Source organism: Chitinophagaceae bacterium, from assembly GCA_016713085.1.
Classification (GTDB): Bacteria; Bacteroidota; Bacteroidia; order Chitinophagales; family Chitinophagaceae; genus Lacibacter.
Window position 1 is genome coordinate 1,450,943 of sequence record JADJPV010000002.1, and the last position, 13,010, is coordinate 1,463,952.

Annotated in this window: 12 protein-coding genes and 1 pseudogene; all 13 read left to right on the top strand. The window is 35.1% G+C overall.

The genetic code is table 11. The features are described 5' to 3' along the window. Window positions 1–349: 349 nt before the first annotated feature. The gene (locus IPK31_19185; GenBank protein ID MBK8089867.1) at window positions 350–1,126 is read left to right on the top strand and encodes a polysaccharide biosynthesis/export family protein; all 777 of its coding nucleotides are present in this window, start codon (window positions 350–352) and stop codon (window positions 1,124–1,126) included. Window positions 1,127–1,143: 17 nt separating this feature from the next. Then, window positions 1,144–3,486: a polysaccharide biosynthesis tyrosine autokinase gene (locus IPK31_19190; protein ID MBK8089868.1), complete on the top strand. Its 2,343-nt coding sequence runs from the start codon at window positions 1,144–1,146 to the stop codon at window positions 3,484–3,486. A 214-nt stretch (window positions 3,487–3,700) separates the two neighbouring features. After that, window positions 3,701–4,243, top strand: a complete 543-nt coding sequence (locus IPK31_19195; protein ID MBK8089869.1) for a UpxY family transcription antiterminator — start codon at window positions 3,701–3,703, stop codon at window positions 4,241–4,243. A gap of 191 nt (window positions 4,244–4,434) precedes the next feature. Then, on the top strand, window positions 4,435–4,833 hold the full coding sequence (locus IPK31_19200; GenBank protein ID MBK8089870.1) for a WxcM-like domain-containing protein: 399 nt from the start codon (window positions 4,435–4,437) through the stop codon (window positions 4,831–4,833). A 4-nt stretch (window positions 4,834–4,837) separates the two neighbouring features. Further along, complete coding sequence (locus IPK31_19205; protein ID MBK8089871.1) at window positions 4,838–5,272, top strand: WxcM-like domain-containing protein; 435 nt, start codon at window positions 4,838–4,840, stop codon at window positions 5,270–5,272. Window positions 5,273–5,406: 134 nt separating this feature from the next. Beyond that, window positions 5,407–6,422 (top strand): annotated as a pseudogene (locus IPK31_19210) (carboxylate--amine ligase). A gap of 50 nt (window positions 6,423–6,472) precedes the next feature. Further along, entirely contained in the window at window positions 6,473–6,706 is a 234-nt protein-coding gene (locus IPK31_19215) for a hypothetical protein (protein ID MBK8089872.1), read from the top strand. Between the two features lie 35 nt (window positions 6,707–6,741). Continuing rightward, the gene (locus tag IPK31_19220) at window positions 6,742–7,113 is read left to right on the top strand and encodes an HAD family hydrolase (protein MBK8089873.1); all 372 of its coding nucleotides are present in this window, start codon (window positions 6,742–6,744) and stop codon (window positions 7,111–7,113) included. A gap of 2 nt (window positions 7,114–7,115) precedes the next feature. Further along, complete coding sequence (locus IPK31_19225) at window positions 7,116–8,123, top strand: GNAT family N-acetyltransferase (protein MBK8089874.1); 1,008 nt, start codon at window positions 7,116–7,118, stop codon at window positions 8,121–8,123. Between the two features lie 79 nt (window positions 8,124–8,202). Beyond that, window positions 8,203–8,895, top strand: coding sequence for an acetyltransferase (locus tag IPK31_19230; GenBank protein ID MBK8089875.1), 693 nt, complete (start codon window positions 8,203–8,205; stop codon window positions 8,893–8,895). 77 nt (window positions 8,896–8,972) lie between these two features. Next, the gene (locus IPK31_19235; protein ID MBK8089876.1) at window positions 8,973–10,091 is read left to right on the top strand and encodes a DegT/DnrJ/EryC1/StrS family aminotransferase; all 1,119 of its coding nucleotides are present in this window, start codon (window positions 8,973–8,975) and stop codon (window positions 10,089–10,091) included. 35 nt (window positions 10,092–10,126) lie between these two features. After that, window positions 10,127–11,611, top strand: a complete 1,485-nt coding sequence (locus tag IPK31_19240; protein ID MBK8089877.1) for an O-antigen translocase — start codon at window positions 10,127–10,129, stop codon at window positions 11,609–11,611. Continuing rightward, window positions 11,608–12,513, top strand: coding sequence for a glycosyltransferase (locus tag IPK31_19245; protein MBK8089878.1), 906 nt, complete (start codon window positions 11,608–11,610; stop codon window positions 12,511–12,513). Before IPK31_19240 ends, IPK31_19245 begins: the two co-directional genes overlap by 4 nt. Window positions 12,514–13,010: the final 497 nt, after the last annotated feature.

The following is a 13,010-nucleotide window of genomic DNA, read 5'->3' on the forward strand; positions in this document are numbered from 1 at the left end:
AAGCCTGCTAGGAATTTTCAAATATTATGCCACAAATACCACTAACTGGTTATAGTGTATTTTGTGTGGATAAGTACTGTTTTTTCAAAAGAACATGTGTTTACAGTGTAAAATATTTCTTTTCGATCATATTTTCGATAGAAACCAAACAAATATTTCTTTTTTTCAGTAATAATACTATCTTGCATAAGGATTTACGCTTACCCGTATAAAACCTTAATCCTGAATCCTCTCTCAAAGACCGCTTCAATCCTCTTCAGTCCTACTCGAAGCCGCCATATCAAAAAAGATTGAATAACAAGAGTTAAAAGGTTACATTAAAAATGTTTCTTTTTGCGAAAAAGCATTTATGAAATTGAAAACTGTAAAAATATTATATCTGGTTCCAGTTGTACTTTTTTTTCTGTCAGCAAGTTGTGTTGACACCAAAAATGTAGCATATTTTAATACCGTTACAGAAACTACAATTGCTTCAAAGATTCCTGTACCGGAATCTGTCATCCAAAAAAATGATTTACTGAGTATTACTGTAAGCAGTTTGAACCCTGAAGCAACAGCTATATTTAATCCAGCTAATGCATCAGCCAATACAATTGGAAGTGCTAATGGATATCTTGTTAGTGCTGATGGGTCTATTCAGTTCCCGATTCTTGGAAATATTAAAGCAGAAGGGTTCACAAAAGAGCAATTGAAAGCTGAGATTACAAAGAAACTGATTGAAAGCAAGCTACTGACTGACCCAATCGTAAGTATCCGTTTCTTAAATTTTAGAATTACTGTTCTGGGTGAAGTTAAAAATCCCTCGGTTGTAACTGTTCCAAACGAAAAAATATCCTTACTTGAAGCAATAGGAATGGCTGGAGATTTAACGATCTACGCAAAAAGATCAAATGTTCTTTTAATTCGGGAAGAAGGAGGAAATAAAATGCTGAAGAGATTGAACCTGAATTCAGATGAGCTCTTAACCTCTCCTTATTACTATTTAAAGTCAAACGACATTGTATATGTTGAACCGGATAAAACTGTTGTAAAAGCATCCAGATCATCTATTAACCAATCATGGATATCATTAGGTTTAGGCAGCTTGTCTTTACTTATTATAATTCTTGACAGGTTAATATTATAAGTTAAACCACGAAAAACATGCGGATAATTAAAGAACAGAAATCAGAAAAAAAAGAGCAGAACCTGCTGGGGCAGCTTTGGTTTAAGTATTTCCCCTATTGGCCATTGTTTTTTGTTTTTATTTGTTTGTCAGTTGCCGCGGGCTGGGGATATCTTCAATTTGCCACTCCTCTATACGAATCGAGTGCATCACTTTTAATTAAAGATGAAAAGAAAGGAGAAGACGATTCAAAAGTAATTGAGTCGCTTAATCAGCTTTCTACGAAAAAGATTATTGAAAATGAATCGGAAGTGATTAAATCAAGGGGCCTGATGTATGAGGTAGTAAAAAAACTGTTCTTATATGCACCTGTTTATGAAGAACAAAAACTAAAATCAGTTTCTGCTTATTCCAGTTCACCAATTAAGATTGAAGCAAAATACCCTGATTCTCTTATTGGTGCTCACGAAAAAATTTCACTTAAATATGATCAGCTAAAACAACAGGTAACTGTTGATAACAAGGTTTATCCAATAAATCAATGGGTTAAAACCCCATTTGCTGAATTGAAGTTTATACCAACAGGTGCACAAAACACCGGTGAATTTCCGCTGTTTTTTAATTTATACGAACCAAAGTTAATTGCCTCCATCCTGTTACAAAAATTACAGGTAAGTTCAGCAAACAAGCTTTCATCTGTAATATTTCTGAAAATTAGAGATGGCAATTCAAGATGCTCAGAAGATATCCTCAATGAATTGATGATTGCGTATAATAAAGCTGCCCTAAATGACAGAAATGTTCTTGCAAGTAACACCTTACAATTTCTTGAAGAGCGCCTTAAAAAGGTAGGTGGACAATTAGATACTATTGAAAATAAGTTACAACAGTATAAAACCAGCAGTGGGGCTGTTGAAATCGGTTCACAGGGGTCAATGTATTTACAAAATGTTGGAGCTGTTGACCAAAAGCTTGCTGAAGTAAATACTCAGTTAGCCGTATTAAACCAGGTTGAGAACTATGTGAAAGCAAAAAATAATACAGGTGGCATTGTACCTTCTACTGTTGGAATTTCTGATCCCTTGCTGAGTGAATTAATTACTAAATTATTTAACTCTGAATTGGAGTACGAAAGGCTTAAAAAAACAACTGGTGAAAATAACCCCACGCTTGTTTCAATAACTGACCAGATTGAAAAAATAAAACCAAGCATTATTGAAAATATCCGAAACCAGAGAAGTGGTTTGGAAGCAAACAGAAACAATCTCTTTGGTCTTACAAACAGGTATTCATCAATGCTCAGTTCAATACCTCAAAAAGAAAGGAACCTGGTTGAAATCAGCCGTAATCACAGTATAATAAATAACGTTTATAACTTCCTGCTTCAAAAGAGGGAAGAAACTGCATTATCATTGTCATCAGCCGTAGTTAACAGCAGGATTATTGATAAAGCACAATCTTCGTTTGGGCCAGTAAGTCCAAATAACAAGCTGATTTATTTAATTGCTATTGCTGTCTCAATGCTTATTGCAGTCGTTATTATTGCAGCAAACGAACTAATTAATCCTACCATTTTATTCCGTCATGAAATTGAAGAATTCACTTCAGTTCCTGTTATTGGCGAGATTTCCTTTAATGAGTCTAAAGAATCATTGGTAATCGGTGCAGGTAAACGAAGTTTCATTGCTGAACAATTTCGGAACTTAAGAACTTCCCTTCCATATTTAGGCATTAATGCAAATAAGAAGAAGTTATTAATCACCTCTTCTATTTCCGGAGAAGGTAAAAGTTTTGTTTCCGCAAATCTGGGTGTTAGCCTTGCAATGGCAGGTAAAAAAGTTTTGATGCTTGAATTTGATCTGAGTAATCCATCTCTCAGCGAAAAATTAAATGTACCTGAAAGTGACATTAAAGGCTTATCAGAATATCTTAAAGGTCAGGCAGAAATTGAAGAAACTATAAAGAAGACGAACATTCATGAAAATCTATATATTATTTCAGCTGGAAAATTGCCCGATAATCCTTCTGAATTAATTATGGACAAGCGTGTTCAGGAATTACTTGAAAGTGTAACTGACAGTTTCGACCATATTATTATTGACACTGCGCCAGTTGGTCTTTTATCAGATGCCTATGTTCTTTCGGCCTATTGTGATGCAGCTCTTTATATAGTCAGGCATAGATATACACCAAAAACAGCTGTGCAAAGGATTGATGAAAACAATAAAATAAATGTACTTAAGAATTTAGCGATTGTTTTTAATGGTGTTAAATCAAGAGGATTCAGAAAGAACGGCTATGGGTACGGATATGGATATGGATATATCAGTAATGAAACAAAAAGAGATAAGAAAAGAGGAGCAAAAACAAGTGCAGCATAGTTAATTAAGACTTATTGACTGGTATTTTTTTCAATATTTACCGGAATAATCAACAAGATGACAACATATATATAATTATCCACGTGACTAACCTTGGCGAAGCCATTTCTATGAATAATCAACTAAAGGCTGTAAGCTTTTTTCCAATTAATGATTAACCGCCGGAAATAAGATTTCCGTTTAATTTAAAAAAAGCAAACCCAAGCCCGTTATTATGAACAACACAAAAAATTGGTACGCAGTTTACACCCGCCCAAGAGCAGAAAAAAAGGTGGCAGATGCGCTTACAAAGAAGAAAATTGAAAACTTCTCACCCATTAACAAAGTTATACGGCAATGGAGCGACCGTAAGAAAATTGTTTATGAGCCATTATTTACATCTTATGTTTTTATAAAAGTTTCAGAACTTGAACTTTCAAGTATAAGACAAACTGACGGCGTTATTAACCTTGTATACTGGTTAAATAAACCTGCCGTTATCCGGGAATCTGAAATTGAAGCAGTGAAGCGTTTCCTGACCGAAAATGAAAACGTAAAACTTGAAAGAACTCCTATCGGCATAAATGATAATGTACGGATTTTAGGCGGCCCTTTAATGGAGTATGAAGGACAAGTTCTTTCAACAAAAAACAAGACAATTAAGGTTTACCTGCCTTCAATGGGCTATTTAATGTATGCAGAAATTGAAAATTCAAATGTTGAAGTAATAACAAAAACAATTCCTTCCATTTATACACCACTAAAAATGGTAAAATGACAAATCTTATTTGCTTGATCACAGTAAAATTTTACTGTGATCAAGCAAATAAATCATCTAAGAAAACCTGATTTTGCTAATTTGGTTTTTCCTTAGTAGAACCTTATCTATAATTTCATATACATTATTTCCTGAATTAGTTTTTCTGCAATACCTTTATTTGTAACCCTAACTACGAAAACTCTTACCGAATGCCACTCGATGAAGTTAAAATAATACAGCTGCCAAAATTTTTAGACGAACGTGGAAATTTGTCTTTTTTTGAAAATGACAACCATGTGCCTTTTTCCATTTCCAGAGCCTATTGGATTTATGATGTTCCGGGTGGTGAAGTAAGGGGTGGACATGCTTACAAAACTCTTCAGGAATTTATAGTTGCTTTATCCGGCAGTTTTGATGTCATCCTAAATGATGGGAAAGAAGAAAAGAGATTTTCATTAAACCGATCATATATGGGTTTGTATGTCCCAAAAATGATCTGGAGGCAAATGGAAAATTTTTCTACCAACTCTTTGGTTCTGATTGTAGCTGACCAGGAATATAAAGAGTCAGAATACATCCGGGATTTTAACGAATTTCAAAACTTGTAACCTTATGATTACTTTACACGCAAACGTTAACGACTGCAGACTTATTGATTTGCCGAAAATACAAAACAGAGCCGGTAACATTACACCTGTTCAGGGAATGGAAGATGTTCCTTTCGAAATAAAACGCATTTACTATCTGTATGACACTCCGGGAGGCGAATCAAGAGGTGGCCATGCTCATAAAAATCTTCATCAGCTGATTGTTGCAGCAAGTGGCAGCTTTGAAGTAACATTGAATGACGGAAAAGAATCAAAAAAATTCTACCTCAATCATCCATACTACGGTTTATTAATTGTTCCCGGAATCTGGAGAGAATTACAAAATTTTTCTTCCGGTTCTATTTGCCTGGTTTTAGCTTCTGACAAGTATTATGAAGATGACTATCTCAGGCATTATAAAGATTATTTAAATTTCATCAGAAATGGAAAACTAAACTGATTAATTAATAGAAGTATTTCGTAACCCTGTTTACGAAATATTATACTGCCCTAAACCCAAGTAAATACCCTTTAATTTCTGTAAAATGAAAACAATTTGTTACCGGAGCCGGTGGAGCACCAGCAGAAGGAGTCATAAATTCGCTTTTATTTGCCGACCCAAATGAAAAATAATCGGTATGGGAAGCGATCCATTCGATTTAGTTCTATCCAATTCAAATAAAAAATATCTTGTACATTATGCAAACAGTTGTGACTATAAGAAAGAAGTAATAAAAGTTCTTTCACTTGAACGTCCTGAATTTGTATTTTTTATTAATGATCTGGAGACTTATGAAATTTCAAAACACCGGGAAGATATTCATCAGTTAGGAACAAAAACATATATGCCAAAAGATGAAGTTATCGATACCTGTATCAACAAATACAAAAGCTATAACAAATGGGCGCAGGCAGGCATAAAAGTCCCTAAAAACAAGCTGATAAAAAATGAACATGATTTAAAAGAAGCTTTTGATCAACTTGCAGACAATGATGGGAAAATCTGGCTAAGAGCCTCTTCCATTGGTGGTGGTGGCAAAGGAGCTCTTCCTACAAATGACTATGAGTTTGCGAAACGTTGGATTAACCGTTATAATGGATGGAATGATTTTGTTGCCGCAGAACTATTAACACCTGATACGGTAACCTGGCTCTCTATATGGTATCATGGTGAATTGGTAGTGGCTCAAACACGAATCAGAAAAAGCTGGGCTCATAGCAGCCGTACAGTTTCTGGAATAACCGGGGTTACCAAGGTAGGGCAAACTTATTCAAATGACATTGTTACAACTGTTGCCCTTGATTCAATTAGAGCAATTGATCCAGAGCCGCATGGAATTTATGGGGTTGACATGGGATATGACAAGCAGGGGTTTCCAAACCCAACAGAAATAAATATTTCAAGGTTTTTTACAACAATCCTTTTCTTTACACAAGCGGGGTTAAACATGCCGAAAATAGTGAGAGACATTGCCCTTAAAAATGAATTCCCTTCCTTATCAAAAAAAATCAACCCTTTGCCTGATGGTTTGTTCTGGATGCGGGGTATGGATACTTTGCCAAAATTAATGACACAAAAAGATATTGATAACACACTTATAACTGTTTAACAAAAACACTTTAAAACAGATTCAAATATTGATCCTCTTAACAAATTCGCATGAACATCTTCTTCGATCTTGATGGAACCTTAATTGATGCAAGAATGAGGTTATACAGTCTGTTTTGCGACTTAACCGGCCAAACAATTCTGGATTTTAATAATTATTGGGAATTGAAAAGAAGCATGCATGATCAACGCTGGATTCTTTGTAACATCTTAAAATATTCTGATTTACAAGCCTCTGATTTCAAAAAAGACTGGCTTGAAAATATTGAAAAGAAAAATACCTGAATTTTGACAATCTCTTTCCATTCACGATCAGTTCTTTGGAGCATTTTAAGGAATTAGGCTTTTCCCTGTATATTATTACAGCCAGGCAAAATAAGGCCGCAACATTGAAACAACTATTAACCATAGGACTAACGGATTATTTCACTGATTGTTTTATTGCTTCATCACCAAAAACAAAAGCAGAAGAAATCCGGTTGCAGGGGATTACGCTCACTGAAAATGACTTTATAGTTGGGGATACACCAGAGGATGTTCAAACAGCAAAAAGCCTCAACATAAAAAGCATATCTGTTCTTTCAGGGTTTTATAACATGGCTGCTTTACTTGATTCAAATCCTGATTATATTGCCGGAGATATCAGCAAGATTCAGGATTATATAAAATCTATGAATACACATAAAAACTAAAAATGGAAATTACTGTTGAACAATACAACCAATCACTCGAATCAACCTGGGATAAATTTATTGAGGATAACAACAGGAATGCAACCTTTCTGCATTCAAGAAAATTCTTTAATCACAACCCTCAAAACCAGAAAGATGATACCTCTCTCCTGTTTTATAAAAACGGAAAGCTGAAAGCCGTTTTACCTGCCTGTTTAATGGAAATCAATGGGTTACTAACTTTCATCTCTCACCCAAGAAGTACATATGGAGGCTTTATTGTTGATGAATCGATTGGTGTGGAAGAGGCAATAGCAATTGTTGAAGAAACGATCAACTTTGCTAAAAGTAAGAATGCAGAAGAAATTATCATCCGGAATCCCTTCAGGATTTTTTATCAACTTCCTTCTGATGAAACAGATTATGCCATGTGGTTTCATGGTTTTTCCATTAAAAGCCGAGAACTCGAATGTGCAATCAAATTGTGTGCTGATCCGGAATCCAGATATGAAGACGGGACAAAGCGAAGTGTAAAAAAAGCATTAAAATCGGCTGTTTCCGTTAGAGAAACCGATGACTATGAGTTGTTTTGGCAGCATTTAAGTGCTAATCTATCAGAAAAGCATGGAGCCAAACCAACTCATACTATAGAACAGTTCTATCAACTGAAAAATCAGGTATCTGAAGACAAAATAAAGCTCATTGGCGCCTTTATTGACGAAAAACTAGTGGGTGGAATTGTGCTTTTTATCAGTAAACCAAATGTTTTGCACGCACAATATATTGCTTCAGATCTTAACTATCAGAATTCAAGACCTTTGAATGCAGTTATTGATTACATTCTTAAATGGGGATGGGAACAGGGATTTAGTTATCTGAACCTTGGTTCCGCAAATGAGGAAGCAGGAAGAAAAATAAATTTCGGCCTTTTTCGATTTAAAGAGGGATTTGGAGGCAGAGGGGTTCTCCGGGAAACTATGCATATGAAATTAAACAGCCCGAAGATTAATAGTAGTACTGAAACTCAATAAATTGAACTGAATTTCGTTCTTAACCCTGAATATGCCCCTCGTACAGGTATATTTTATAACCAATTCTAATAAAATTCACATGAAAACTAAAAAATTAGTCATTTACGGGCTCGGCGAAACTGCTGACTTAGCGTATGAATATTTCACCTATGATTCAATCTATGAAGTAGTAGCATTTGCTGTTGATAAAGAATATAAAACAGAAAACTTACACCTGGGATTACCAGTAATAGATTTTGAGCTTATCGAAAGTATCTACCCCAAAACTGATATTGAATTATTTGTAGGAGCATCATTCACTAAGCTGAACAGATCCAGGATGAAAATGTACAATGCAGCAAAAGCAAAGGGATACACTTGCGCCAGTTATATCAGCTCAAAAGCTTTTATATGGCATAATGCAGAAATAGGTGAAAATGCCTTTGTACTGGAGAATAACGTCATTCAGCACAAGGTGAAAATTGGCAATAATGTAATATTATGGAGTGGAAATCATATTGGACATCAAACCATTATTGAAGACAATGTTACCCTCTCTTCTCATTGTGTCATTTCCGGTTTTTGCACAATTGGAGCAAATTCATTTCTTGGAGTAAACTGTACTTTTAACGATAAAATAAAACTGGGCAAAGACAACTTTGTTGGAAGCGGTGCCTTAATTGTAAAAAATACAGAAGACGGAAAGTTAATGATTGGCGCTCCGGCTAAACCTTCTGCCATCAGTACATATGATTTTTTTAAAATCCCCCAATTAACAATATCAGTAAACTAAAAAATACTGATACATTTTTGAAATTACTAACCAAAACGCTAACATTATTATAGTGAAACATTTAAACCACCACTTGCATGATTAAGTTCCTTGATATAAAAAAAATCAATGAGCAGTATGCCCTGGAACTTAAATCTGCGGCTTCAGAAGTCATTGATTCCGGCTGGTTTTTGCTGGGAGAAAAGGTGAAACTGTTTGAAGCCAATCTAAAGAAATTTATTGGTGTAAATCATGCCATTGGTGTTGCAAATGGTTTAGATGCATTGCGTCTGATCTTGAATGCTTATATGAAAATGGGTGTCTTAAAAGAAGGCGATGAAATAATTGTACCGGCTAATACATATATAGCAAGTATCCTTGCCATTACAGACAACCGTTTAACGCCTGTTTTAGTTGAGCCAGATATTGATACTTACAATCTTGATATTTCAAAAATTGAAAAGCATATAACCAGTCGTACCAAAGCCATTATGACCGTTCACTTATACGGACGTATTGCATGGTCAGAACAATTAACGGAGCTGGCAAAAAAATACAACTTAAAAATTATCGAAGATAATGCTCAGGCTATTGGAGCATCTTACAATGGCATAAAATCAGGCGCCTTAGGAGATGCTGCAGGATTTAGTTTTTACCCAGGAAAAAACTTAGGTGCACTTGGTGATGCAGGCGCAGTAACAACAAATGATAAGGAACTGGCAGATATTGTTCGTGCACTGGCCAATTATGGTTCGCATAAGAAATATGAAAATATTTACCAGGGGTTAAACAGCAGGCTCGATGAAATACAAGCTGCTTTTCTTGATATTAAACTGAAGTATTTAGAAAATGAGAATAAATACCGCAGGCAAATAGCAAACTACTATATTTCAAATATCAGTAACCCATCAATCATTCTGCCTACTTCACCTGAAAGTGAAGAAGAACATGTTTGGCATCTGTTTGTTGTAAGAGCAACCAACAGGGATCACCTTCATAAATATCTTGAGAGCAACCAGATACAGAGTTTAATTCATTATCCGATCCCGCCTCATAAACAGGCGGCCTATATTGAATTAAAACACCAAAGCTTACCTGTAACAGATGAAATTCATAACCATGTTTTGAGTTTACCCGTAAGCCCTGTGTTAACTCAAAAAGAAATTCTTGAGGTGGTAGAAGCAATTAATCAATACAACGAAAAAATTGTTTTATAAATTCTACCAGCTCTATTCGCTACCCAAAAGAAACAATGGAAAAATCGAACTCATATAAACAAATTGTGAAAGCCACCGGCATTTTTGGCGGGGTGCAGTTTGTAAATATAATACTGAGTATAATACGATCGAAGTTCGTAGCTGTATTACTGGGTACTGGTGGTGTTGGCCTGATGGGTTTATTTACTGCAACAACTAACATGATTGCCTCCATTTCAAATCTTGGGATTGGGTTCAGTGCAGTGAGAACTATATCAGAGTCATCAGCACTGAAGGATGAAACGTTGCTGAGCAGAACAATTATAACACTGAAAAGATGGGTAAATTTTACAGGAATGGCAGGTGCCTTTATAACTCTTGCGCTATCACAAAAACTAAGTGAGTGGACTTTTGGAAGTGAGAAATATACATGGGCGTTTATATGGTTATCTGTAACACTATTGCTGCAAGCCTTAACAAGTGGCCAATTAGCATTATTGCAAGGCTTACGAAAACTGAAGCAACTTGCCAAAGCTAATGTATTAGGCTCCTTTCTTGGCCTTTGCTTATCGCTCCCGCTCTATTACTTTTTTAAAATAGAAGGGATTGTTCCTGCAATTATAATTACTGCTTGTATTAACTTAATTCTCTCCTGGTATTTTAGCCGGGCTATTATAGTTGAGAAAACAGAAATTTCACTTAAGCAGTCTTTTAAGGATGGAATTGATATGGCCAAATTGGGCAGTGTTGTAATGATAACCGGCTTTGCATCGGCTGGTGTAATGTATTTAATCAGAATGTATGTAGGCAGAACCGGCGGCCTGGAACAGGTTGGCTTATACGCTGCCGCATGGGCCATCCTCAGTGGATATGTAGACATGGTGTTTACAGCGATGGGAACTGATTATTTCCCCCGCCTATCTGAAGTTAATTCCGATAACCAGAAAATAAAAAAACTGGTAAATGAACAGGCTGAAATGGCTGTTTTAATTTTAGGGCCTATCCTGTTATTAATGTTTTCTTCACTGCCGATTCTGGTTAAAATACTTCTTACTAATAGTTTCTTACCAGTGATTGGCCTCATTCAATGGGCTTTGATTGGGATTCTGTTTAAAGCGGGATCATGGTCAGTAGCTTTTATTTTACTGGCTAAAGGGGATCGGAAGCTGTATTTTATTTCAGAAATGATCTCAAATGTAATAACACTGGGCAGCAGTATATTACTCTATCACTTTTTTAAATTGAATGGCCTGGGAATTGCTTTTTTAGTAAGTTATGTTCTTTACCTGACGCTGGTATTTTTCATTGCCAAAATAAAATACAATTTTGCATTTGATAAAGCTTTTCTAAAGCTCTTTCTGATTCAGTTTATTCTTACATCTGCAGCTTTTGCTGTAGTATTAAATTATGCATATCCAATTGCATATATTCCATCTATATTCCTGTTAACAATCTCTTCTTTTTATTCCTACTCAGAACTGAAAAAAAGAATTGATATACCCGCTATTCTAACAAGTGTAAAATCGAAATTCAGCAAATGAATCAAAATGAACCTGTCATATCATTTATAATTATTAGCTATAATTCAGCTGAATTTATTCTTGAAACACTAAATTCAGCTAAGCATCAAACATATCAGAATATAGAATTAATTATTTCAGATGATAACTCATCAGATGAAACAATACCTATTTGTGAAAAATGGCTGTCAGAAAATAACAGCAGGTTTGTCAGAACAGAAATTGTAAAATCAATAAAAAATACAGGCACTTCTGCAAACCTCAACAGAGGAATGGCTGCATCTACCGGTAAATGGATAAAATTTCTTGCGGGCGATGATTACTTATACCCAAATTGTATTGAAACCTTTATAGCACAGGCAAATACCAACCCTGAAATAAAATTTATTTTCTCAAATACCACCACAAATGGCGAAGAAACTGAAAACAATAAATTGCTGCGCTTTTTTTCGCTGGCAAACAAAGAGCAGTACAGGGAACTGCTGAAAAACAGCATTCTTCCTGCACCAACCTGCTTTATAAACAGGGAAGTTTTAGAAAATCTGAATGGCTTTGATGAACGCTTTAAATTGCTGGAGGACTATCCTTTTTTCTTAAAAGCATCAAAATCGGGTGTCAGATTTTTTCATATCAATAAACCACTTGTATTTTACCGTGTGCATGAAACCAATATTTCATTACAACAAAAACTTAACCTGAATTATATTGATGATGTGAGGCGTTTCTTTAAAATTATTTATTTAAAGGAATTACTGAATAAAAGACTTTTTATTCATTTTTCGCATTACTCTCTTCAATACCTCTTGTTGAAATTAGCAACTTTAGGTATAATCAGGAGTCTAAACACTTATAATTCACTTCTAAACTGGTTGAGCTTTTTAAACTGGAAATTACGTTTTGAGAAATTACTGACTAGGCAATGACATGTTAACACTATGAAACAAAACGACATCATTCTATTTGGGCCATCGTTGCATACAGGGGGGGGGACTGAGCGGGTATTAGTAAACCTTGCAAATGTTCTATCTGAAAGGGGGTATTCTGTTACGATTCTTACAAATATCATTGGCAGCAACAATATCTATAACCTGAATAAGTCAATTCATGTTGCAAAGTATTGGTTCGGAAATCTGAGAAGTAAAAATCCTGCTAATATTCTGCTTAAAATAATAAACAAAATAGCAGGAGCTATTTTACTGCAGTCTTTTATAGGGAAGCAAAGAGTCAAAAAGAAGATTTAATAATTTCATTTTCTGCAGCAATTACAAACGACTGTTTTAAAACAAAGTTTAAAAAAATCTGATTTCCTTTGAGCATTATCCCTACTGGGCTTATGACAAATATCCGGAAGCACAAAGACAGATCAGGATCAACTATCCACGGCTTAAAAAGGTCATTGTTTTAACGGAACATGAGAAAC